The organism is Cyclobacteriaceae bacterium (assembly GCA_013141055.1).
Classification (GTDB): Bacteria; Bacteroidota; Bacteroidia; order Cytophagales; family Cyclobacteriaceae; genus ELB16-189.
The window spans coordinates 19429-45392 of the sequence record JABFRS010000001.1 but is presented as its reverse complement, the minus strand read 5'-3'; the positions used below and the strand labels follow the sequence as shown (position 1 = coordinate 45392).

The 25964-nt window shown below is 42.1% G+C and carries 18 protein-coding genes; all 18 read left to right on the top strand.

Features of this window, described 5'->3' with window-relative positions; translation table 11 throughout:
• Nucleotides 1-15 precede the first annotated feature (15 nt).
• A complete protein-coding gene (locus tag HOP08_00190) occupies nucleotides 16-3339 on the top strand; it encodes a VCBS repeat-containing protein (GenBank protein NOT73312.1) in 3324 nt (1107 codons plus the stop codon).
• Nucleotides 3336-6701, top strand: a complete 3366-nt coding sequence (locus HOP08_00185; protein ID NOT73311.1) for a CRTAC1 family protein — start codon at nucleotides 3336-3338, stop codon at nucleotides 6699-6701. The genes HOP08_00190 and HOP08_00185 overlap by 4 nt, the downstream gene beginning before the upstream one ends.
• Nucleotides 6698-8725, top strand: a complete 2028-nt coding sequence (locus tag HOP08_00180; protein NOT73310.1) for a glycoside hydrolase family 65 protein — start codon at nucleotides 6698-6700, stop codon at nucleotides 8723-8725. Before HOP08_00185 ends, HOP08_00180 begins: the two co-directional genes overlap by 4 nt.
• Nucleotides 8726-8751: 26 nt before the next feature.
• The gene (locus HOP08_00175; protein ID NOT73309.1) at nucleotides 8752-10074 is read left to right on the top strand and encodes a vanadium-dependent haloperoxidase; all 1323 of its coding nucleotides are present in this window, start codon (nucleotides 8752-8754) and stop codon (nucleotides 10072-10074) included.
• Between the two features lie 114 nt (nucleotides 10075-10188).
• The gene (locus HOP08_00170) at nucleotides 10189-10446 is read left to right on the top strand and encodes a hypothetical protein (protein ID NOT73308.1); all 258 of its coding nucleotides are present in this window, start codon (nucleotides 10189-10191) and stop codon (nucleotides 10444-10446) included.
• 11 nt (nucleotides 10447-10457) lie between these two features.
• A complete protein-coding gene (locus tag HOP08_00165) occupies nucleotides 10458-11165 on the top strand; it encodes an aquaporin family protein (protein ID NOT73307.1) in 708 nt (235 codons plus the stop codon).
• Nucleotides 11165-12649 carry a glycerol kinase GlpK gene (gene glpK / locus HOP08_00160; protein ID NOT73306.1) on the top strand — a complete coding sequence of 495 codons (1485 nt, stop codon included), beginning with the start codon at nucleotides 11165-11167 and terminating at the stop codon, nucleotides 12647-12649. Before HOP08_00165 ends, glpK begins: the two co-directional genes overlap by 1 nt.
• 31 nt (nucleotides 12650-12680) lie before the next feature.
• Nucleotides 12681-14321, top strand: coding sequence for a glycerol-3-phosphate dehydrogenase/oxidase (locus tag HOP08_00155; protein NOT73305.1), 1641 nt, complete (start codon nucleotides 12681-12683; stop codon nucleotides 14319-14321).
• 1 nt (nucleotide 14322) lies between these two features.
• Complete coding sequence (locus HOP08_00150; protein NOT73304.1) at nucleotides 14323-15516, top strand: DUF3179 domain-containing protein; 1194 nt, start codon at nucleotides 14323-14325, stop codon at nucleotides 15514-15516.
• A 13-nt stretch (nucleotides 15517-15529) separates the two neighbouring features.
• Complete coding sequence (locus tag HOP08_00145; GenBank protein NOT73303.1) at nucleotides 15530-16450, top strand: ROK family protein; 921 nt, start codon at nucleotides 15530-15532, stop codon at nucleotides 16448-16450.
• A 12-nt stretch (nucleotides 16451-16462) separates the two neighbouring features.
• A complete protein-coding gene (locus tag HOP08_00140; GenBank protein ID NOT73302.1) occupies nucleotides 16463-17443 on the top strand; it encodes a carbohydrate kinase family protein in 981 nt (326 codons plus the stop codon).
• Nucleotides 17444-17454: 11 nt separating this feature from the next.
• Nucleotides 17455-18099 carry a beta-phosphoglucomutase gene (gene pgmB, locus HOP08_00135; GenBank protein NOT73301.1) on the top strand — a complete coding sequence of 215 codons (645 nt, stop codon included), beginning with the start codon at nucleotides 17455-17457 and terminating at the stop codon, nucleotides 18097-18099.
• A gap of 29 nt (nucleotides 18100-18128) precedes the next feature.
• Entirely contained in the window at nucleotides 18129-20414 is a 2286-nt protein-coding gene (locus tag HOP08_00130; GenBank protein NOT73300.1) for a glycoside hydrolase family 65 protein, read from the top strand.
• A gap of 21 nt (nucleotides 20415-20435) precedes the next feature.
• Entirely contained in the window at nucleotides 20436-21938 is a 1503-nt protein-coding gene (locus HOP08_00125; protein ID NOT73299.1) for a carbohydrate kinase, read from the top strand.
• Nucleotides 21935-23263, top strand: coding sequence for a xylose isomerase (xylA, locus tag HOP08_00120; protein ID NOT73298.1), 1329 nt, complete (start codon nucleotides 21935-21937; stop codon nucleotides 23261-23263). The genes HOP08_00125 and xylA overlap by 4 nt, the downstream gene beginning before the upstream one ends.
• 6 nt (nucleotides 23264-23269) lie before the next feature.
• On the top strand, nucleotides 23270-23980 hold the full coding sequence (locus HOP08_00115) for a WbqC family protein (GenBank protein NOT73297.1): 711 nt from the start codon (nucleotides 23270-23272) through the stop codon (nucleotides 23978-23980).
• Nucleotides 23981-23984: 4 nt separating this feature from the next.
• Nucleotides 23985-24914 carry a glycosyltransferase family 2 protein gene (locus tag HOP08_00110; GenBank protein NOT73296.1) on the top strand — a complete coding sequence of 310 codons (930 nt, stop codon included), beginning with the start codon at nucleotides 23985-23987 and terminating at the stop codon, nucleotides 24912-24914.
• Nucleotides 24904-25530, top strand: a complete 627-nt coding sequence (locus HOP08_00105) for a methyltransferase domain-containing protein (GenBank protein NOT73295.1) — start codon at nucleotides 24904-24906, stop codon at nucleotides 25528-25530. The genes HOP08_00110 and HOP08_00105 overlap by 11 nt, the downstream gene beginning before the upstream one ends.
• Nucleotides 25531-25964 lie beyond the last annotated feature (434 nt).

The window sequence follows — 25964 nt, the reverse complement described above, 5'->3', positions numbered from 1 at the left end:
TTGAGAAAAGGTAGAATGAATTTTCGTTTTAGAGTTGCCGCATTTTACTTCCTGGCGCTTGCTTGTTTCGGTTGTTCTAATCCAGATAAAGACAAGCCACTGCAGACTTTGTTCACAAGTCTGCCGCCTGACTCAAGTGGAATCAATTTCGTTAACAAACTATCATTTGATCGTGATTTTAATATTTACACCTATCGCAATTTCTACAATGGCGGGGGAGTAGGACTTGCCGATATCAATAATGATGGTCTACTTGATGTATATCTTACAGCAAATCAGGAGAAGAACAAACTCTATCTTAATAAGGGAAACTTTAAATTCGAAGACATCACTGAAAAAGCAGGAGTCGCAGGCACACGCGCCTGGTCAACAGGTGTAAGTCTTGCAGATGTAAATGGTGACGGTTGGACAGACATTTATGTTTGTAACTCCGGTGATGTAAAAGGTGACGACCGTGAAAATGAACTATTCATCAACAACGGTGATCTGACGTTCTCCGAACGAGCTGAAGAATATGGTGTAGCGGACAAGGGTTTCTCCACCCACGCAGTCTTTTTTGATTATGACAGAGATGGAGATCTGGATTTATACATTCTCAACAATTCATACCAATCTATCGGAAGCTTCAACTTGCGCAAAAATGAAAGAGGAAAGCGTGATGTGTTAGGTGGCCATAAATTATTAAGAAATGACAAAGGACATTTTTCAGATGTCAGTGAATCAGCTGGAATATTTGGAAGTGTCATTGCCTTCGGACTGGGAGTTACAGTAGGCGATATTAACAAAGACGGCTGGCAGGACATCTATGTTTCGAATGACTTCTTCGAACGTGATTATTTATACATCAATAATCAAAATGGAACTTTTAAGGAATGTCTTCCGGCCACGATGAAAAGCATCAGTGCAGCTTCTATGGGAGCCGATCTTGCAGATGTCAATAACGATGCATTTCCGGATCTGTTTGTCACAGAGATGTTGCCAAATGAAAACTCAAGAATAAAGACTGTCACCACTTTTGATAACTGGAACCGTTATCAGTATGGAGTTACAAATGATTACTTCCACCAGTTCACAAGAAATATGCTGCAGGTAAGCAACCAGGGTCAATCATTCAGTGAAATTGGAAGATTTGCAGGTGTCGAAGCAACTGATTGGAGTTGGGGAGCTTTGATGTTTGATGCTGACAACGATGGATTGAAAGACATCTTCGTTGCCAATGGTATTTATCAGGATCTTACCAACCAGGACTTTCTTTCCTATGCAAGCAGCGAGGAATTCGTTAAAATGATAGTGAGCGGTGATAAGGTGGATTACAGAAAATTGATTGACGTTATGCCATCCAATCCAATACCTAACCATTTCTTCAGGAACAAAGGAAATCTTGGTTTTGAGAATATGTCTTCTGCCTGGATCGGTAAGGAAGCCGGATTTTCAAATGGCAGTGCCTATGGCGATCTGGATAACGATGGTGATCTCGACTTTATCGTTAACAATGTTAACATGCCATCATACTTGTACAGGAATAACGCAGAGAAATTAGTACCTCAGAATCATTATTTGAAATTTATACTAAAGGGTTCTGGTGGAAATTTACAGGCACTCGGAACAAAGATTACAGCTGAGCATCAGGGTAAAAAATTCTATCTGGAACAGATGCCAATGCGCGGATTTGAAAGCACAGTCGATTTCCGTCCCAACCTCGGATTGGGCTCCCTTACTTCTGTAGATAAGATTACTATAGAATGGCCAGATGGTACGATTACTCAATTGGATTCTGTCAAAACCAATCAAACACTCACGTTGGAATCATCTGCGGGAAAACCTTTTGTTTCAGGAAAAGGTGTTGAAGGTAATGGTCTATTTAAAGAGGTAAACTCAAATAAACTAGGTGTTGATTTTAAACAAACTGAAAATGAATTTGTTGATTTTGACCGCGACCGCTTAATCTATCACATGGTAAGCACCGAAGGTCCGAAGATAAGTGTCGCTGATATAAACAAAGACGGACTCGATGATCTTTTTATCGGTGCTCCGAAAGAACAATCAAGCGTTCTTTACACTCAATCTGCAAAGGGAACCTTCAAAAAAGTAAATGAAAAAATTTTAGAAGAAGATAAAGGATCGGAAGACATTGAAAGTACATTCTTTGATGCAGATGGCGATGGTGATCTTGATCTCTATGTCTGCAGTGGTGGAAATGAATTCTCTTCAGGATCCAGCGCTCTGTTTGATCGGTTATATTTTAACGACGGTCGTGGAGTATTTGAAAAATCAAAGCAGATATTGCCAGTAGCAGAGTTTCAAAGTAAATCAACTGTTACATCAACTGACATTGATGGAGACGGAGACATGGATCTGTTTGTGGGTGTCAGATTAAAGCTCTTTAGTTACGGCATGCCAGTGAACGGCTATATCCTTATCAATGATGGAAAAGGTAATTTCTCAGATCAAACAGACAAACTTGCACCGGGACTAAAGAATATTGGTCTCATCACTGATTCGTCCTGGGCTGACATCGACGGAGACAAGGATGAGGACTTGCTGATTGTAGGCGAGTGGATGAATGTCAAAGTGTTCCTCAATAACAAAGGAAACTTCTCTGAGCAAAAAGAGAATGGATTAGATCTTTCACAAGGCTGGTGGAACTGCATTGAATCAGCAGATGTAGACCATGACGGAGATATTGATTTTGTGGTCGGTAATCTTGGCTTGAATTCCAGATTCAGAGCAAGTGTGGAAAAACCCGTGAGTATGTTCGTGGGTGATTTTGATCAGAATGGAACTATTGAACAGATACTCTGTGCCTATAGCGGGGATAAAAGTTATCCTGTTGTTCTAAGGCATGATCTGATCTCTCAAATACCTTCTTTGAAGAAGAAGTTCTTGAAGTATGATAGCTATAAGGATGCAACGATTGATAAAATATTTACACCTGAGCAAATGGCTAAGTCAATTGAACTTAAAGCAAATACGTTTGCAACTTCATTACTGTTAAATGATGGGAAGGGGAAATTTACAATCGAAGCGCTTCCTATGGAAGCACAGTTGTCAATTGTGTTTGCAATTCTTATTGATGATTTGGACAAGGATGGAAATAGCGATATACTCCTTGGCGGAAATCTTTACAAAACAAAGCCAGAGGTAGGGCGCTATGATGCGAGCTATGGAACTTTTCTTAAGGGTGATGGAAAAGGAAAATTCACTACTGTTCCGAATCATGAATCAGGGCTGCTGATTGACGGAGAGGTGAGGGACATTAAAAAAATAAAAGTTGGCAAGGATGACATGCTCGTCATCAGCAGAAATAATGACACTCCTGTTTTCCTCAAAATCAAATGATAAGATTTTTCCGCTACGGATGCTCTTTGCTTTTTGTCAGCTTGCTTCTGGTGGCTTGCAAGGAAAACAGTAGCGATTCCAAAAGATTTTCTCTCGTTCCTGCCAGTACTTCCGGAGTAGAGTTCAGCAACGATCTTCTGGAAGATGAAAATTTTAACATTGTTGAATATCTCTATTTCTATAATGGAGGTGGTGTTGCCTGTGGTGATATCAATAATGATGGCCTGATTGACCTTTACTTTTCTTCCAATCAAAACTCCAATAAGCTCTATTTGAACAAGGGCAACTTCAAGTTTGAGGACATTACGGATAAGGCCGGAGTTATCGGCCTGGGAAACTGGAAGACTGGTGTAACCATGGCAGACGTTAATGGCGACGGATTTGTAGATATTTATGTATGTGGCGTTGGAAAGTACAAGGGATTCAATTCAACCAATCAATTATTGATCAATAATGGTGATCTCACCTTTACAGACCGGACGGAAGAGTATGGCTTGAGTTTTACAGGTCGATCCACGCAGGCAATATTTTTTGACTATGATCTCGACGGTGATCTTGATTGCTATCTTTTAAATCACTCTGTACACAGTGCGGGATCCTACGTAACAATTTCCCATAGATTGGATACAGATTCTTTAAGTGGCGACATCCTGTTCAGGAATGATCTGACAACCAATGATTCCCAAAAGCCATCAGCGAAGTTCACCAATGTCACCAGTAAAGCTGGGATTTTTAGTAGCCGTCTTGGGTATGGTCTAGGTATTGGCGTTTCAGACATCAACCTCGATGGCTACCCTGATATCTATGTGTCAAATGATTTTCAGGAGAATGATTACCTCTACATCAATAAAAAGGATGGGACTTTCAAACAGGTTCTGGAAAAATCGATGCCTCATACCAGCAGATTTTCCATGGGTGTGGATATTGCTGATTTTAATAATGACGGAAGGTCAGACATCGTTAGTCTCGATATGCTACCAAGAGATGAATCCATTATAAAAACATCGGCTGGAGAGGATGGTTATGAAATTTACAAGTTCAAATTAAAGTATGGATATCACTATCAGGTAGCCAGGAATTGCCTTCAGGTTAATAGAAGCATTTCAGATACTTCTGTATTTTTTAACGATATCGCGCCTCAATCAGGAGTTGATGCAACGGACTGGAGTTGGTCTCCTTTGCTTGCCGACTTTGATAATGATGGATTGAAAGATATGTTCATAACAAATGGAATTCTGCGCAGACCTAACGATATGGACTATATCAACTTTATTTCCAATCAGGCCATTCAGGATTCTCTGAAAACAATGGACAAAGGTGATATGGATATTTTGGATGCCATGCCTAAGAGCAAAGTATCAAATTTCATTTTTAAGAATGGTGATGGAATGAAGTTTGCGGACTCCACTTCGAACTGGGGGCTTGACAGATTTTCAATATCCAATGGCTCAGCATATGCCGACCTTGACAACGATGGCGATCTCGACCTGATCGTGAACAACTTAAATGAGAAGGCTTATTTGTATGTAAATAATTCAAATGATTCATCATACTTGAAAGTGAATTTTCAGGGATCAAGGGCCAACAAGCAAGGGCTGGGAAGTAAACTTATTGCTTACTCACAAGGCAACATTACTTATCAGGAGGTTTCTTCTTCACGCGGATTCTGCTCATCATCTGACACAAGACTCAATGTGGGTTTAGGTCACGTGAAGTCTATTGATTCACTCTTTATCATCTGGCCCGGTGGAGCCTTTCAAAAGATGATCAATGTCAGGAGTAACCAGATGATCACGGTTGATGAAAAGCAAGCTTCCGGTAATTTTAACTATCAATCACTCCGGTCAACGAGGACCTTACTGCAACCTCTTTCCCTAAATGAAACACCATCATTTGCTCACAAAGAGGATGACGTTAATGCTTTCAATAATGAAGGACTTATCCCTCACATGTTAACAACTCAGGGGCCACCGCTCGCAAAAGGTGATGTTAATGGCGACGGACTGGTAGATATATTTATTGGTGGTGGAAGAGATCAGTCTGCGGGACTCTTCATTCAAACAAAATCAGGAGCGTGGACGAATTTTAATAATGAAGCGTTTAAATCAGGTGCCCAGTGTGAAGACATTGCCGCGGAGTTCTTTGATGCTGATGGTGATGGCGATCTCGATTTAATGGTTGCGTCAGGAGGACAAAATCCACAATCAAGCCCTGAAGATCTTAAGCCAAGATTCTACCGTAATAATGGAAAAGGGATTTTCAAGAATGAAGAATCAGCCCTGCCAAGATTTATAGTCAATGCATCCTGCATCAAGGCCAGTGACTTCGATCAGGATGGCGATATGGATGTTTTCATCGGAGCAAGCGTCATCCCTTTTCTTTATGGGATGAGCCCAACTAGTTTTTTGCTAAGCAATGATGGAACAGGAAGTTTTTCAATGATCAACAACTGGTTAGGGAACAGTCGTTTTGATAATCCTACGATGGTGAAACCAGGTATGATTAAGGATGCGATCTGGACTGATGTTAACCTTGATAAAAAACCTGATCTAATCCTGGTAGGAGAGTGGATGCCAATTACTGTATTAATTCAGAACGATCTTCATCAGTTTGAAAATCGGACAGAAGAATTTGGAATGAAACAAACCAATGGCTGGTGGAACGTGATCATTGCATCGGATTTTGATAAGGATGGTGATGATGATTTTATTGTTGGAAACCTCGGTCTCAATTCGAGATTAAAAGCATCACCAGAGAAGCCAGTAAAAATGTATCTGGGCGACTTTGACAGCAACGGTGGATCCGATCATATTCTGGTTTACTATAATGGGGATAAAAGCTATCCATTTGCTTCGCGTGATCAATTGGTCAAGCAGATACCGATGTTAAAAAAGAAGTTCCTGAAATACACCGACTATCGAAATGTAATTCTTGAAAGTATCATCACGCCTCAACAAAAGGGAAACTCTGCGGAAATGCATGTTGATGTTTTCGCCTCATCCTATATTGAAAACAGAAATGGTAAGCTAATTCGGTCTGATTTGCCAGGAGAAGCACAGAGCTCACCGGTTTATGCCATTGACGCTGGAGATTTTAACAACGATGGACGGTTGGATATCATACTCGGAGGAAATCTTATTGCTACCCAACCTGATTTTGGTCCCTATGATGGCAGTATTGGGCTGGTCATGACCGGAGATGGCACTGGAAGATGGAAGTCCGTTGATCCTATGTTGTCGGGATTACTGATTACTGGTGAAGTGCGTGATATTCAAATAGTTAATAATTTCAAGAAAGAGAAAATTGTGCTAGTTTCAAGGAACAATCAAGCCATCGTCGGGTTTAAAAATATTGTAAAATGAAGAACATCTTTATACTTCCATTGCTATTGATCGCCTGCCTGAGTTTTTCACAAAACACCAATCCATGGCAGGTTGAGGCTAAGGGAATTGACCCAGCAAATTATTATGGAGTCACCGTAGCAAATGGGATGATTGGATTGGTATCCTCACCAGAGCCAATGAAGGTTCGTGATATTGTGCTGAACGGTGTATATGATTATTATCAGAGAGGACGCGTTTCCAATATTCTTAAAACCTTCAATTCTGTGAATATGAATCTTGAGGTCGACGGCCGCAGAATTGGTATTAAGGATATTTCAAATTACCGGCAGGTTCTGGATATGAAGAAGGCATCATTGGAAACAACCTTTGATGTGGGAGATAAAGTTACTGTTAAACATTCTATGATGGCCTTGCGTCATTTACCCTATACAGCTTTGTCGATTGTTGAGATAAAAGCAAAAAAAGATGTGGCACTCACCCCCATGAGTGTTATTGAATCTCCTAACCATCTTGTAGATGTTCGAAATGTTTACAGTGAGATTGACAGACCTCATGTTAAAATTCCTTTGATGACTTCTGTTGGGAAAAGCCCTTCCGGCAAGCACACAGTTGCAGCAAGCAATAGCATCATTTTTAATGAGCCACATGGTAAAGAGCCGGTGATTATCCATGAAGATTGGGATTACAACATGCACCTTGCAAAATTCAACAAGTCTTTGAAGGCAGGTGAATCTTACTCATTTAGCGTCGTTTCATCATTGACATCGACAGAGCAGTATAATGATCCAATGAATGAAGCTGAAAGGCTGACAATTTTTGCAAGACTCGAAGGAACGCAGAGATTGTTGAACCGGCACAATGCAGAGTGGGAGAAGTTATGGAAAAGTGACATCGTAATTGATGGAGATGTTCAAATGCAGAAGGATGTTCGCTTTGCATTGTATCACTTGTATTCATTTGTGCGGGAAGGTACTGGGTACAGTTTGTCACCAATGGGTCTCTCAGGATTAGGATATAATGGCCATGTGTTCTGGGATACTGAACTATGGATGTATCCACCAATACTTTTGTTGCAGCCTGAGATTGCAAAATCAATCCTCGAATACAGATTTAACAGATTGGAGGCTGCGAAAAAGAATGCCTTCTCTCATGGATTTAAAGGTGCTATGTTTCCCTGGGAATCATCTGACGAAGGAACAGAGGATACTCCTGTATGGGCATTGACGGGTCCATTTCAACATCATATCAGCGGATGCGTATCATGGGCGTTCTGGAAATATTATCAGGTAACAAAGGATAAGCAGTGGCTTCGTGATCGTGGTTATCCTGTCTTAAAGGAAGTTGCTGACTTCTGGGCAAGCAGGGTAGAGCGAAAAGGACCTGGCCGCTATGAGATTAACAATGTGATCGGTGCGAATGAGTGGCAGGAGAATATTGATAACAATGCTTTTACAAATGCAATGGCAATTACCGCATTACGTTATGCAACTCAGGCTTCAAAAGAATTAGGTCTGGTACCCAATCCGGATTGGGAGATTGTAGCTCAGAATATTCCCATTCTTAAGTTTCCCGATGGCGTGACTAAAGAGAACGAAACATATGATGGTGTCATGATCAAGCAGGCGGATGTAAATCTGCTGGCTTATCCGCTTGACTTCATATCTGATAAAGCTCAAATTGAAAAGGATCTCAAGTATTACGAACCCAGATATTCTCCTGAAGGTCCGGCTATGGGCATCTCCGCACTGTCAACCCTTTACTCCAGATTGGGTAATCTTGATAAAGCCACAGAACTTTTTGCCAGATCATATAAGCCGAATGAAGTTCCACCTTTTGGTGTGATCGCAGAAACAGCGGGCGGTACTAATCCATATTTTGCAACAGGCGCGGGAGGTTTTCTTCAGGCAGTTTTGAATGGGTTTGGTGGATTGACGATCAGTGATGCAGGTATTACTCAGATTAAAACGAAAATTCCTAAAGGATGGAAGTCGCTTGAAGTAAGGGGAGTAGGGGTAAATAAAACCACCTATTCTGTTAAGTGATATACAAATCGTTCTATTTTTGAAGTATGAATCGTCCTCTAGCCTTAGTTTTATTACTTCTTGTACTCTTTGGATGCTCAACAGAGAAAGTTGAATACGATAAGAAAGTAAATGACCCTGAATTTCTTCACAGAGCAATCAAGCAGGTTACTGACAGGATTGTTTATGATATATTTTCCCCTCCAGTAGCCAGTCGTATCTATGCCTATACGAGTGTAGCAGCATACGAAGCCGGGCGACACGCTGACCCCCAATTTATATCGTTGTCAGGTCAACTGAACGGCTTGGATTCTATCCCTCAACCTGAAGCAGGAAAAGAGTATTGCTATCCGCTTGCTTCCGTTCATGCTGCATTGATCATCGGAAAGACTCTTGTATTTTCTGAGGATAAGATGGAAGAGTTCTATCAGAAAATGATGACCGATTTTAAGGACGCAGGATTGCCAGACGAGGTTTTTGATAATTCAATTGAGTATGGTGGTAAAGTGGCTACCCGCATTCTCAAATGGTCTTCAAAAGACAACTATAAACAATCGCGTTCCTTTCCAAAGTATACTATTCAAAGTGATGCCGGTTCATGGAAACCAACGCCACCCGGATATATCGACGCCGTAGAGCCACATTGGAACAAGATCAGAACATTTGTGATTGATTCTGCTGCTCAGTTCAGGCCAGCACCTGCAGTAACATTCTCTTTCGACAAGAAAAGTCAGTTTTTTATAGAGGCCAGTGAAGTTTATAACATTGGCGTTAATCTATCTGATGAGCAAAGACAAATTGCAAGTTTCTGGGATTGTAATCCTTTTGTAATGAATGTCAGAGGTCATGTTATGTTCTCCAATAAAAAGATTTCCCCGGGAGGTCACTGGATGAACATCACCCGTGTTACCTGTACGATGGCAAAAAAAGACTTTGTTAATTCCGCGGAAGCATATGTGCGTGTTGCTCTTTCTCTGGTAGATGGATTTATCGTATGCTGGGATGAAAAATATCGCAGTAAAGTAATCCGCCCTGAAACCTATATCAATCAGTATCTTGATGAGAATTGGGTACCGTTGCTGCAGACTCCTCCCTTTCCTGAATACACTTCTGGTCATAGCGTAATTTCTATGTCCGCAGCAACTACTCTGACAGGGTTATTGGGTGATAACTTTGCCTACACAGACTCTACTGAAACTGAGTTTGGTCTGACAGCCCGCAACTTCGCATCGTTTAACCAGGCAGCTCAGGAAGCCTCTGTGAGCAGGATCTATGGCGGAATCCATTATCGTGCGGCAATTGAAAACGGCATGAAGCAGGGGAAGAATGTAGGAGACTTCATTATCAGTCATGTAAAGACGCGTAAGTAGCTGATTTTCAATAAATAGTAACGCATTTTAAGAATGAATTATTAAGGATTCATTTGTAGAATGAATGCATCTTTCGAGTAAATTAGAAGGCAGATTCTGAGCTGAAATTTACTCATGGAACAAACCAAACCGCAGCTCACCTTTTCCCCGATCATCGACATGATTATTGGATTCTTCGGAATTCAATACAGATCAGGATTTCAGTCATCCGAAGTTGACCCTCTCTATGCTTTTCCTCATGCAAACTCTGTTGATGCAACGAATGTGATTACGTTTGCAGAAGCCTTGCTTTTGATTGCTTCTATTGCAACATTGAGACTGAAAATAACAAATACAGAAAGTGAATTAATCCTGTTTCCCCAGGGACATTAAAATCTCTTACTATGAACGTTTATTTAGCTGAATTTTTTGGAACAATGATCCTCATCATACTTGGCGATGGGGTGGTGGCAGGGTCGGTCTTAAAAGGTACCAAATCAGAAAAAGATGGATGGCTCACGATCGTTTTAGGTTGGGGTCTTGCCGTAACGCTTGCTATCTATGCTGTAGGATCTATCAGTGGAGCTCATTTGAATCCTGCGTTGACCATTGCTTTTGCCGTTCAAGGTAGTTTCCCATGGAGCGATGTAGCAGGGTACATCGCTGCTCAAATGGCAGGAGCGTTTGTAGGTGCAATCATTGTGTGGGTTCAGTTTCTGCCTCATTGGAAAAAAACAGAAGACCCGGGATTAAAACTTGCAGTCTTCAGTACCGGACCGGCAATCCGAAATTCTTTCTACAATGTATTAAGTGAAATCATAGCCACATCTGTTCTAGTGATAGCACTGTTGTTCATCGGTACAAATGAATTTACTCAAGGATTGAAGCCTATCATTGTTGGAATGCTGATCATATCCATTGGATTGAGTCTGGGAGGTACCACAGGATTTGCACTTAATCCAGCACGTGATTTAGGACCTCGTATCGCTCATGCTATTCTGCCGATTTCAGGAAAAGGTTCTTCCGATTGGGGATATGCATGGATACCTATCGTTGGGCCAATCGTCGGGGGCTTAGCAGGAGTTTATATCTATCAAATTTTCTTTTCATAATGGCAGCAAAGTATATTATCGCTCTTGATCAGGGAACAACAAGTTCCCGTGCAGTTCTGTTTGATGAAAAAGGTCAGATAAAAGGAATCGCTCAGCAGGAGTTCAGACAAATATTTCCTCAATCTGGTTGGGTCGAACATGATCCGGAAGAGATATGGCAAACTCAATTGGGAGTTCTATTGAAATTGATTCAGGACAATAAGATAAAACCCGATTCAATTGCGGCCATTGGAATTACAAATCAGCGCGAAACCACTGTTATCTGGGATCGAAAGACAGGAGTGCCGGTTTATAATGCAATTGTCTGGCAGGATAAACGAACAGCTCCCATTTGTGAAGAATTGAAATCGAAAGGTCTTACAGATCATGTCCGCAATACTACCGGACTGGTCATCGATTCATATTTTTCAGCAACCAAGATCAAATGGATTCTGGAATCAATAGATGGCGTAAAAGCCCGCGCTGAAAAAGGCGAACTTGCCTTTGGTACAATTGACACATGGCTCATCTGGAAACTGACAGGCGGGAAGGTGCATGTTACTGATTATTCAAATGCATCCAGAACGATGCTTTATAATATTCGTGACCTGAAGTGGGATGAAAGAATGTTAAAGGAATTATCCATTCCATCATCGTTGTTGCCTGAGGTAAAACCATCCTCACATCTTTTTGGATCATGGTCAATGGATGGTATTAACATTCCGATTGCAGGTGTTGCGGGAGATCAGCAGGCCGCTTTATTTGGTCAGGCATGCTTTGAACCGGGCATGGCGAAGAATACTTATGGTACAGGATGCTTCATGTTGATGAATACAGGTAACAAGATTCAGCTTTCAAAGAATGGTCTCATTACAACGATCGCATGGGGACTCGATGGTAAAGTTGAATATGCATTGGAGGGCAGTGTGTTCATTGCAGGTGCCGCTGTTCAATGGCTGCGTGATAGCATGCATCTTATCGACCAGTCAAAGGATTCAGAATACTTCGCTGCAAAAGCGCTGGGATCAAATGAGGTTTATGTTGTTCCTGCTTTCGCGGGATTGGGAGCTCCTTATTGGGACATGTATGCCAGAGGTGCGATCTTCGGATTAACCAGAGATACTGGCAAAGACCATATTATAAAAGCAACTCTGGAATCACTTGCATTTCAGACAAAGGACATTCTCAATGCAATGCAGGAAGATGCGGGTTTGAAGCTCGCAAGTTTGAAAGTAGATGGAGGTGCCTGTGCAAACAATATACTCATGCAATTTCAGGCAGATATTCTGGATACAAAAGTTGAACGACCGGAAGTGATAGAGTCAACAGCAATGGGTGCTGCTTTCCTTGCGGGGATCCAGATTGGTCTGTGGAAAAAGGAAACCATCATCAGCAATCGTAAGATTCAAAAAACTTTTATGCCTGCAATGGAAGGTTCTGTTCGTGATAAGCTTTACAGAGGATGGCAGAAGGCGGTGGAGAGAACCATGAAATGGGTTGACTGATTCTTAGTTAGTAAAAAATGAAAAATCCGGAATGAGCTTTTCAGCATTAGATAGGGAGAAGACAATCAACACACTTAAATCAGAGTCGTTTGATTTGCTGGTGATCGGAGGTGGGATCACAGGTGCTGGAATTGCATTGGATGCCGCATCACGCGGATTGAAAACTGCATTGGTAGAGAAGAATGATTTCGCTTTTGGAACCAGCAGTCGTTCAACAAAGCTTATTCATGGTGGACTCCGCTATTTAAAGCAACTGGAATTCGCATTGGTAAAAGAAGTTGGAAGCGAACGCGCCATTGTACACAGGCTTGCAGCGCATCTGGTAGTTCCGGAGAAGATGTTGCTCCCTTTGTATGAAAAAAGAGGATTGGGGTATTGGCTGACTTCTATTGGATTGAAGATCTATGACTGGCTTGCTGGAGTAAAGCCTGAAGATCAGCGTAAAATGCTCACCAAGCTTCAGACGATCAATCATGAACCGTTGCTAAAGAATGATGATATTAAAGGTGGGGCTATCTATGCTGAGTATCGCACGGATGACGCAAGACTGACAATAGAAATTGCAAAGGCTGCCAGCGCGAAAGGAGCGTTGATGGTAAATTACATGCGCGTCACAGATTTTGAGTATCAGGATGAGCATGTAACTGGAGTTAATTTGAAGGATGAATTATCCGGTGCGGTTATGAATTTAAAAGCACGGACAATCATCAATGCTGCCGGTCCCTGGGTAGATGAATTGCGTGAATTGAATCATTCAAAACAAAATAAGCATCTGCATCTTACAAAGGGTGTGCATATTGTTGTTCCTTATCACCGGTTGCCGGTGCGTCAGGCAATCTATTTTGATGTGCCAGATGGTCGGATGATCTTCGCTATTCCCAGAGGCCGGATCACCTATATTGGAACAACGGATACTGATTATAGTGGAGACAAGGAAAATGTATTCACGACAAAGGAGGACGCACGCTATCTTGTTGATGCAGTCAACGAAACGTTCCCTTCTACACATCTTACACTGGCTGACATTGAATCCTGCTGGGCCGGTCTCCGTCCATTGATACATGAAGAAGGTAAATCTGCATCAGAGCTTTCACGCAAAGATGAAATATTTGAATCATCTTCCGGATTGATTTCAATCGCTGGCGGAAAGCTGACAGGGTACAGAAAGATGGCGGAAAGAGTTGTGGATCTTATCGCCAAAAAGAAATTCGAGGAGAGAATGCTTCCGGAATGTACAACGGATTCGATTCTGCTGGCAGGTGGTGGCCTGAAGAACATCAGCGATGTAGCAAAATACAATCGTGAAATCGCCGCTCGTGTAGAGACCCTTGGGCTGAAGGGAGATCATGCAGCATATTTGGTTCACCTGTATGGAAAGCAATCTGACACGATCATTAATTACGCACTGGACCATAAGCTTGAGGATCCTGAAATCACTCTGGCGCTTGCTGAGCTCTGGTATGGAGTCAATAATGAAATGGTTGTAAAGGCTACCGATTTTTATGTAAGAAGAACAGGGCTTTTGTATTTTAATATTCATCGAATGAATAAGATCAAAGAACCTGTATTGTTGGCTTTGAAAAGCTATTTCAGATGGGATGACAGCAGACTGAAAAAAGAACAGGAAGAAATTGAACTATTGACAACACAAACATTGAATTTCAAGAACTAGTATGAAAGTAATTTTATTGATCATCGGATTTTTACTCCTGATTTCAGTGGAGATTTTAAGAGTTTATTTTATTATGCCTTTCCCCGGAAGCCAGGAAGAAGAGACCATCACTCTCGCTTATTGGCTTCACAGCAATATTATCTTCGTTCGCATCATTGGTCTTGCGATCATAGCGTATCCTTTCTTTTACTATTTCAGGAATAAGGGACAAATGGTCAAGGTGTTCCTTGCAGTGATCCTCGGCTTTTATGTAATGGTATTTTACATGTTTAATTTCCGCTACCTGGCGGATCAGATGTTCCTCCAGCCAAAGAACAAAGTATTTCTTGATTCGGCTGCCAATAAGGTTCTTCTTAAACAGCTTATTGTTGGTGTTACAATTAACAATGAAAGCAAAGCATATCCGATTGAGGTGATCGGTTATCATCATCAGGTACGCGACATCGTTGGTGGTGAACCGATCATGGTTACGTATTGCACGGTTTGTCGTTCCGGGCGCATCTTTAAGCCTGTGGTCGATGGTCATGATGAAACTTTCAGATTGGTGGGTATGGATCATTACAACGCCATGTTTGAAGATAAGAGCACCAATAGCTGGTGGCGTCAGATCAATGGAGAAGCAATTATGGGACCTTCAAAAGGAAAATCCCTGGAGGAAATTCCCTCAGCACAAATGAGCTTGTCAGAGTGGATGAAACTGCATCCGAAAACTACTGTCATGCAGCCTGATACAACTTTTTCGGAAGCATATAAAGGACTCTCGGATTATGATGAAGGAAAAAGAAAGGGGAGACTGGAGCGAAAAGATTCTCTTTCCTGGATGGAAAAATCATGGGTGGTGGGTCTTCAGATTGGAATGGATGCAAGAGCGTATGATTGGATAGAACTTCAGAATGCCCGGATCGTCAATGATGTGGTGGGTGGAATGCCTGTACTGATTGCAGTCACACCGGATTCAATCTCTTTCCATTCATTCAGTCGCGTTTCAGATGCTGATACTCTTTCATTTGAATTAAGCAGCAATGCAAAGAATCTGATTGATTCCAAAACCAATTCACTTTGGAACTGGAACGGACAATGCGTCTCAGGAGATCTTCAGGGTAAATCTTTAAAGCCTGTTCAATCTTATCAGGAGTATTGGCATTCATGGAAGACTTTCAGACCACAAACCAAACAGTACATCGTGAAAAAATGACCTATAAAATAGCATGAGCGATACAAAGAAACATTTGTGGGGAATTGATCTGGGAGGCACGAAAGCAGAAGGAGTTGTGCTGGGCTCTGGCGGGCTTAGCGATATTCTCTTTCGTGACAGAGTTCCGACAGGCGCTGAGAATGGATATGATCACATCCTTTCGCAGATCGATAAGCTTGTAAGGATGATGGAATCCAAAATGGGTTATCGTCCGGAAAGTTTAGGCATCTGCACACCCGGAACTCTTGATCCGGCAACGGGTACCATGAAGGGTTGCAATTCAGAATGTATGAATGGCCAGCCGATGAAGGACGATTTGAAAAAGTTATTGAAGATGAATGTCTTCATTGCAAATGATGCAAATTGTTTCGCTCTCGCAGAAGCAAGGATGGGTGTTGTAAAAGAAAAGTATCCCAATGCCACAGTAGTATTTGGTGTTATCATGGGTACTGGTGTGGGCGGTGGATTGGTGGTGGATGGAAGAGTGATCAATGGATTGCATGGCATAGGAGGAGAGTGGGGCCACAACTTCCTGGATGAGTCAGGTGGTCCTTGCTATTGCGGCAAAAGTGGTTGTGTCGAAAAAGTATTGTCAGGCCCATCGCTGGAACGATATTACTTTTCAGTGACAGGTGAAAAGAAATCCTTAAAAGAAATTTATACTTTATACAAGCAGGGTGACAAGATTGGAACCCAGACTATCCAGCGGATGTCATTCTTCTTTGGAAAAGCAATAAGCGTCATTACGAATATTATTGACCCGGATGTAATAGTGATCGGAGGTGGCGTTGGAAACATTGATGAGATCTACACAGACGGAGTTGCATCGCTGAAAAACTTCATCTTCAATGATAAAGTTGTCAGCACGCCAATCGTCAAGCCAATGCTGGGCGACAGTGCAGGAGTTTTTGGGGCAGCGTATTTAACGATCTAAATTATAAATGCTATGAAACGCATTGCTATACTCGGACCGATTCCAAGAGATCATATCGTCACACACAATGGTGACCTGATTCAAAAATGGGGTTGCGTTACACATCCCGTCATTGCCTTATCTGTTCTTGGGGGTGATAAGAATGAGATCATTCCGGTTTCACACCTTCGCTCTGTGGATCTCGACAACGTTAAAGAAGTGTTTCATGGCTATAAGGGTATCAACCTGAAGCACATGACCACCAAAAATGATCAGGGTGATATCATAAGCCTTCGTTTTCTGGATATGAATAACCGCCTTGAGCGCCAGACAGGTTTCATGGATCCCATCATGCCGGAGGATATGACACGACTGCTTGATTGCAAAGTGTTTGTATTTATACCGATCAGCGACTACGAAATATCGCTCGACACACTGAAATTCCTTAAAAAGAAAAGTGATGGCATTATTGTATTTGATGCACATGGACCCACAACTGCTTGCCTGGTCACCGGCGAGCGTCAACGCAAATTCTGGATCGATCGTGACCAGTGGCTTCCTTATATAGATGTGTTAAAAATGAATCTTGAGGAAGCGCAGGCATCATGGTTCAAAAAGGAATATGAGTCGACTGATTTTGCCACCAGCGAAGAGCTGGATAGAGACAACCTCCGTGCCTTTGCAGAGCATTGTCTTTCGAAGGGAGTGAAGTGCGTCTATATCACCGTCGATTCAAGAGGATGTCTGGTGTACTATAAAGAGCGCGGAAAGATCAAAGAGGAAATGGTTCCAGCTATTAAGGTCAGTAATGTAATTGATACTACCGGTTGTGGTGACTCTTTTGCAGGAGGCGTCGGTTATGGATTAATGCTGAAGCCTAAGGACTACGTAGGTGCAGCAAAGTTTGGCAACACCTTAGGAGCATTGCGCACACAAGGAAAGACTTTTGGTGTATTCAAGAATCTTGCGGAAACAAAAAAAATCATGGAACAGGGTTATATTCGCCCGAATTAAAATAAAACAGAGTGATCAAAGCTTGTATTTTCGATTTAGACGGTGTGATTGTTGACAGCGCGCACTACCATTTTCTTGCATGGCAGCGACTTGCAAAAGAACTGAATGTCCCATTTAACATTAATGACAACGAGCGACTCAAAGGAGTAAGCCGTATGGAATCCCTGGACATTATCCTTGAATTGGGTAAGCTCAAAATGGACGATGCAACAAAAGAGAAGCTTGCCTCTAAAAAGAATGCCTGGTTTGTAGAGTATATCAATACAATGAAGCCGGAAGAAATTTATCCGGGTGTTAAAGAACTTCTGCAAAAAATTCGTGCAAAGGGTTTGAAGACTGCGCTTGCTTCCAGTAGCAAGAATGCTAAAACCGTCATACAACTGATTAAGATTGAGAATGAGTTTGACGCAATTGTGGATGGTACCATGATTGTCAATACCAAACCTGATCCTGAAATATTTTTGATGGCGGCTTCTCTCTTAAAACTAAAACCTGAAGAGTGTCTCGTATTTGAAGATGCAGAAGCGGGAGTGGAAGCAGCCGTAAGAGGCGGAATGAAGTGCATTGGTATCGGCTCAGAGAAGCAACTGGGCAAAGCGAATCTTGTCATTCCACGAACCGGAGACTTCAAAGTAGAACAATTGGATTCTTTATAATCATAACATCCTAATCTTTCAGATCCAGTATGAAGAATTATATCAAGCATCACGAGTGGCAGATTATTGAAGAGGGATTTGACCCTCATTTAAATAGAATTTCTGAAAGTCTCTTTAGTTTGGGAAATGGTCGCATGGGCCAGCGCGCAAACTTTGAAGAAGAATATTCAGGTGAGACTCATCAGGGAAATTATGTCGCAGGAGTTTACTATCCGGACAAGACGCGTGTAGGATGGTGGAAGAATGGATATCCTGAATACTTTGCTAAAGTTCTGAATGCTCCAAGCTGGATCGGCATTCACATTAAGATAGGAAGGATCAGTCTTGATCTTGCCAAATGTAAGGTCTCTGACTTCAGGAGAGTGCTGGATATGAAGCAGGGACTTCTTCACCGAAGCTTTACTGCGACATTGTCAGGAGGAAAGAAGTTGAAGATTGATGCGAAACGCTTTTGCTCCATGGCCGACGGCGAAGTAGGTGCCATCCGTTACTCCATCACGCCTGTCAACTTTTCTTCTGCCGCTACCATCACGCTTGCAGTGGATGCGGATGTTGTGAACAAGGATTCTAATTATGATGAGAAATTCTGGAATGAGATTTCAAAAGAATCTTCCAGTGGATTAGCCCTTGTAACAGCTGAAACAAAAAAGACTGGCTTTCATGTTTCGACAGGAATGGCGTATGCTATCACCACCGATGGGAAGCCTGTAAAGGGTATTGTTAAAGCAAGTCGTAAAGAGAAGTATGCAGACAATACTGTAGGAATAAAACTGAAGATGGGAGCAGAGACCGTAATTTATAAGTACGGAGTAATACTTTCATCTGAAAATCATCCTAAGCCAAAGATGAATCAGCTTGCTAAAAAGAAATTAAAAGAGGCACGTGTAAAAGGCTATGATAAACTCTTTGCTTCTCATAAGTCTGTGTGGGCAAGCACCTGGGAGAAATGTGATATCACCATTGAAGGGGACGCAGCAGCACAGCAGGGAATTCGTTTCAATATTTTTCAACTGATGCAAACCTATACCGGTGCTGATGAAAGACTGAATATCGGACCGAAAGGATTTACCGGAGAGAAATATGGTGGCAGCACTTATTGGGATACAGAAGCGTACTGCCTGCCATTCTACTTAGGCACCTCTGATCCAAAAGTAGCCCGTAATCTATTGGTTTACAGGTATAAGCACCTGCCTCGTGCCATTGAAAATGGTGGAAAGCTCGGCTTCACCAATGGAGCTGCACTCTATCCCATGGTGACCATGAACGGTGAAGAGTGTCACAATGAGTGGGAGATCACCTTTGAAGAGATACATCGCAATGGTGCAATAGCTTTCGCGATCTTCGATTACATAAGATACACCGGTGATGAGGAATATCTTTCTGAATACGGACTGGAAGTATTAATTGGCATTTCCCGCTTCTGGGCTCAGCGTGTTAACTGGTCCGAGAATCAACAGAAGTATGTCATGCTGGGAGTTACCGGCCCAAATGAATACGAGAATAACTCCAATAACAACTGGTATACTAATATGTTCGCTGCATGGACATTGAATTATACCCTGAAAGCAGTTGAGCAGGTGAGAAAAAGAAGTACTGGCCGTTATGATAAGATCCTCGCAAAGACCAGGCTTAACGAAAAGTCTGAGCTAACAAAGTGGAAGGATATTGCAGACAAGATGTATTATCCGGAAGATAAACAACGTGGTGTTTACCTGCAGCAGGATGGATTCCTGGATAAGCAATTACTGACCGTGAAAGATCTTCGCCCTGAGGACCGACCTCTCAATCAAAAATGGTCATGGGATAGGATCCTTCGTTCCTGCTTCATCAAGCAGGCAGATGTATTACAAGGCTTTTACTTCTTTGAAGATAAATTCGATAACGCAACACTCAAACGTAATTTTGATTTCTATGAACCGATGACCGTTCATGAATCATCTCTTTCTCCCTGTGTGCACGTGATCCTCGCATCAAAGCTTGGTTATAAGGAGAAGGCTTATGAAATGTATCTGAGAACTTCCCGACTGGATCTTGATGATTACAATAACGATACAGAAGATGGATGTCATATCACTTCCATGGCGGGTACATGGATGAGTGTCGTAAAAGGTTTTGGTGGTATGCGCGTGAACGATGGGAAAATTCATCTGACGCCCTACATTCCAGATCAATGGAAGTCATATTCCTTCCGGCTTGAATTCAGAGGAAGGGTCATAAAAGTCAAGGTATCAAAGGATAAAACAGAGACCATTCTTGAATCCGGAGAACCTATGGACATTATGTTGAATGACAAGAGCATTCAATTGAAGAAGTAATTTATTCCCTGACGCTATCGGATGCAATCAAACGGTTATTTATTAGGGATCGATGTGGGGAGTTCCTCGGTGAAGGCCTCTTTGGTTGAGGTTAAAACCGGTAAGACTTTCGCTTCAGCACAATCACCAGCGGAAGAAATGCCGATGCTGTCCCTTCAGCCTGGATGGGCCGAACAGGATCCTGAAATGTGGTGGGAACATGTCATTAAAAGTGTAAAAGCTGCTTTCACAAAATCTGAAATTGATGCATCTCATATTCTCGCAATAGGAATTTCCTATCAGATGCATGGACTTGTCGTTGTTGATAAATATCTCAAGCCCCTTCGACCTTCTATCATCTGGTGTGACAGCCGTGCGGTGGGAATGGGAGAGAAAGCTTTCAATAGTCTTGGAGAAAACTTTTGCCTCAACCATTATCTCAACTCACCGGGAAACTTTACCGCTGCCAAGCTTAAGTGGGTGAAAGAAATGGAGCCTGCTCTTTATAATTCTATTTATAAAGTAATGCTGCCGGGTGATTACATCGCTATGAAAATGAGCGGTGAAACATTTACGACAGATACCGGATTGTCGGAAGGAATTTTCTGGGATTATAAAGAGAACAGAATTGCCTTTGATCTCCTCATGAATTTTGAGATCAATGAAGCGCTCCTCTCAACGGTCGTTCCGGTTTTCTCCAAACAGGGAACTCTGAATGAAAAGGCCTCGCGGGAACTGGGATTAAAAAAAGGAACGGTAATTTCTTACCGCGCAGGAGATCAGCCGAACAATGCCTTCTCCCTGAATGTTTTAAATCCAGGTGAGACAGCAGCAACAGCCGGAACATCAGGTGTCATTTACAGTGTGACCGACCAGAATGTTTTTGATATTCATTCCCGTGTGAACACTTTCATTCATGTAAACAATGAACTCAGCAGAAAGAGAAATGGTGTGTTGCTTTGTGTGAATGGCACGGGCATCCTCAACAGCTGGATGCGCAAGAATATAAAGGGTATGGGTGCCTCATTTGATTATACTCAAATGAATGATATCGCCGCGGTGGCGCCCATCGGTGCAGGAGGATTGAGTTTCCTTCCTTTTGGAAACGGTGTAGAACGCATTCTGCAAAACAGATCTGTTCAATCTTCTATTCATGGACTGGATTTCAACAATCATACACAGTCTCACTTCTTAAGAGCTGCCCAGGAGGGAATTGTCTTTGCTTTGAAGTATGGATTCGAAATTCTACAGGATATGGGATTGAAGTCCAACGTCATTCGTGCAGGATATTCAAACATGTTTTTAAGTCCGTTGTTTCGTGAAGCATTTGTCAACACAACAGGCGCAACGTTGGAACTATATGACACTGATGGAGCCAAAGGTGCTGCATTGGGTGCTGGTATCGGCGCAGGGATCTATGGATCTTTTGAGGAAGCTTTTCAGGGCCTCCATATGATTGAGTCCAGAAAGCCTGAGTCTGCTTTATCAGAACAATATTCAAAATCGTATGATCATTGGAAGCAAATTCTAAATACTCAGCTATGAAGGTTGTCAGTGGTGACAGGGAATATTTCAAAGGTATAGGTGCTATCCGATTTGAAGGAAAAGGATCTGATAATCCGTTAGCTTTCAAATACTATGATGCAAAAAAGAAAGTAGGAAAGAAGACAATGGAGGATCACTTCCGATTTGCCATCGCCTACTGGCATACATTCTGTGGAACGGGTGGAGATCCCTTCGGTTTACCAACCAAGAACTTCCCATGGTTGACAAAATCAGATCCGATTCAAAGAGCAAAAGATAAAATGGATGCTGCTTTTGAATTCATTACCAAGATCGGCGCTCCGTTCTATTGCTTTCACGACTACGATCTGGTGGATGAAGGACCTACACTTACTGATTCTGAGAAAAGACTGCAGACTCTTGTTGCCTATGCAAAACAGAAACAGAAAGCTTCCGGTGTAAAGTTATTGTGGGGAACGTCAAGCTTGTTCACTAATCCGAGGTATATGAACGGAGGTGCAACCAATCCCAATTTCGATGTCGTTTGCTATGCAGGAAGTCAGGTAAAGAATGCTATTGATGCAACCATTGAATTGGGTGGAGCAAATTATGTTTTCTGGGGTGGAAGGGAAGGCTATATGTCATTGCTGAATACAGACATGAAGCGCGAGCAGGAACACATGGCTCAGTTCCTTCACATGGCAAGGGATTATGGCAGGAAGAATGGCTTCAAAGGAAAGTTTCTCATTGAGCCAAAGCCCATGGAACCCACCAAGCATCAGTATGATTTTGATTCCGCAACGGTGATCTCTTTTCTCAGGCAATATGATCTGATGGATGACTTTGCGTTAAATCTTGAAGTCAATCATGCGACAATGGCTCATCATACCTTTCAGCATGAACTGCAGGTAGCGGCGGATGCTGGAATGTTGGGAAGCATGGATGCCAACCGTGGTGACTATCAGAATGGCTGGGATACAGATCAGTTTCCCAACAATGTCTATGAGCTGACAGAATCTATGCTTGTAGTTTTAGAAGCTGGTGGTTTTAGAAGTGGCGGCGTAAACTTTGATGCAAAGACCCGCAGAAACTCTACCGACCTGGAAGATATTTTTTATGCTCACATAGGTGGGATGGATACTTTCGCACGTGCATTGATTGCTGCGCAGGCAATTCTGGATGATGGAGAATATTCAAAGCTCAGAAAGCAGCGCTATGCTTCATTTGATTCCGGAAAAGGAAAGCAGTTTGAACAAGGCAAGCTCACGCTGGAGGATCTTCGCTCATTGGCACATAAGAATGGTGAGCCTGAGCAGATCAGTGGTCGTCAGGAATATTTTGAGAATATTTTATCCAGATTTGTATAAAGATTGATGACGGATCAAAAGAAAAAGAAAGTAGTTGTTTTACAGTCCAACTATATTCCCTGGAAAGGATATTTTGATCTCATTCGTCGTGCAGATGAATTTGTATTTTATGATGATGTTCAGTTTACGAAGAATGACTGGCGCAATAGAAATAAAATTAAGACTCCCCGTGGAACAGAGTGGGTCAGCATTCCCTGCGGAACCGATCTCAAACGACTGATCAACGAGGTAACTATTACCAAACACGATTGGCAAAAGGATCATTGGAACAGGATCAAGCTCAATTATTCAAAAGCAGAACACTTTAATCTTTACCATGATTTCTTTGAAGATTTTTATCTGAATAAAACGTGGACGAATCTTTCAGAGTTGAATCAGTATCTCATTACCAGTATTTCCAAACAGTTCCTGAACATCAATACAGTGTTCACCAATTCCGTTGCATATGCGCCGCAGGGGAACAGGATGGATCGCCTTATCGATGTTTTGAAGAAGGCCGGAGCTACCGAGTATATTTCTGGTCCCGCAGCCAAAGATTATATAGTTGAGGAAGATTTTTCAAGGGCGAATATTCAGCTGACCTGGATGGATTATGGAAATTATCCTGAATATCGCCAGCAGTTTCCGCCTTTTGTTCACAATGTGAGCATTATTGACCTCTTGTTTAATGAGGGGCCGGAAGCAATCCGCTATCTTAGCACGTCCATTACGAAATAGTGATATGAAAATATCGGTACTGACCACCCTCTATCATTCCTCTGCATACATCCATGAATTTTATAACCGTTCTCTTGCTTCGGTAAAGAAAACAGGACTCGACTACGAATTCATTTTTGTGAACGATGGTTCTCCTGACGATTCAACGGAAAAGGTGCTGGCATTGACGAAGTCAGATCCAAAAGTGGTTCTGGTGGATCTCTCCAGAAACTTTGGGCATGCAAAGGCGATCATGACCGGACTCCAGCATTGTACCGGTGATTTCGTATATCTCATTGACTGTGACCTCGAAGAAGATCCTGAATTATTTGAGCCTTTCTGGGAAAAACTTCAGGGAGATACATCACTTGATGTCGTATATGGAATTCAGGTCAAGCGCAAAGGAGGTTGGTTTGAACGCACCAGCGGATGGCTATTCTATAAATTCATTTCTTCACTGACCTCCGTTGATTATCCTTCCAATAGTTTGACTGCCAGGATCATGACACGTCGTTATGTTGAGTCCGTTATTCAGTATAAAGAACGTGAATTGGAGATCTGGGGGATTTTTGTTCTCAGCGGATTTAAACAATTGGCGGTTCCTGCCAGTAAAAAATCAAAGGGTTCTACAACTTATACTTTCTCAAGAAAACTGGCAGTCGCCATTGATGCGATCACCTCATTAAGCAACCGGCCTCTGTACTTTACTTTTGTCCTGGGATTTCTGTCCTTCTTCTTTGCCATTATTTATGTTGGCGTGATCGTATACAAGAAAATGGTTCTTGGCGTTGACATAGAAGGATGGGCCAGTACAGTCGCGAGTATCTGGCTTGTAGGAGGGATGATCTTATTCGTTTTGGGAATTTTCGGGATCTACCTTTCTAAAATGTTTAATGAAATAAAAGCAAGACCTTTGAGCATTGTAAGAAAAAAGTACGATAAGAATGCTGAATAAATCCGAGATCAATGATTTCTACCGTGAAAGACTTCATGAGCACGGCGCTTCCGCGGAAGGAGTGGGATGGAGGGATCAGTCAGCTCAGGAAATTCGTTTCAGGCAATTATTAAAAGTGATTGATACCGACAAACCTTTCACCATCAATGACCTTGGTTGTGGAACAGGCGATCTCATAAAACTTCTGGATTCATGGTACCGTGAGCAATATACTTATACCGGCTATGATACCCTGGATGAAATGGTGTTCCTCGCCCGTCAGCAATTCAAGAAAAGTAAATCGGCTGAATTCCATCTTCTCACAGATTATAAGCAACTGACACCTAAGGATTATTCCGTTGCAAGTGGAATTTTTAATGTTAGAAATTCTATCAGCAATGATGAGTGGCAGGCTTACATCATGAAGACAATTCATGCTTTGAATGATTGCAGTGAAAAAGGCTTTGCCTTCAATGCTCTGACAAAGTACTCGGATGCAGATAAGATGCGACCGGAATTGTATTACTCTGATCCGCTATTTCTTTTTGACTATTGCAAGAAAAATTTCTCAAAGAATGTGGCACTATTTCATGACTATACGATCTATGACTTTACCATCGTTGTCAGAAAAAGTTGAGACTTGAATTCATTCATTAGTTCAATAAAAAAACCTATCTGGAATCGAACCCAGTTATCCTCTTTTTCGTTTTTTGTCCCGAACCTGGAGACATCAGAAGCTGGACATTTTGACATTCTGATGGGTTCCCAATAGGGCAAATTGAAAAGTAAAAAAGCTAATAATTTGCTCAGGTGCACACTTTTTTGAGCGTGCACCAGCGTTTCCAGCATCAATTCATAGAAAATCAGCTAAAAGCACGGTCGACCCACGGTCACCCCATGGTCACCCCACGGTCAACCCCCCTGTTTTATCCGATAAGACTCTGAGAAGTCACAGAGAAGAGCCAGACGAAACACTGGAAAAGATTGGTCCAAACCCCAAAAAACCCTGTTTTAATGACTTAAGAGAGTGCCAGTTGTAGAGGATGAAGATTCATGTTAACACAAACTACG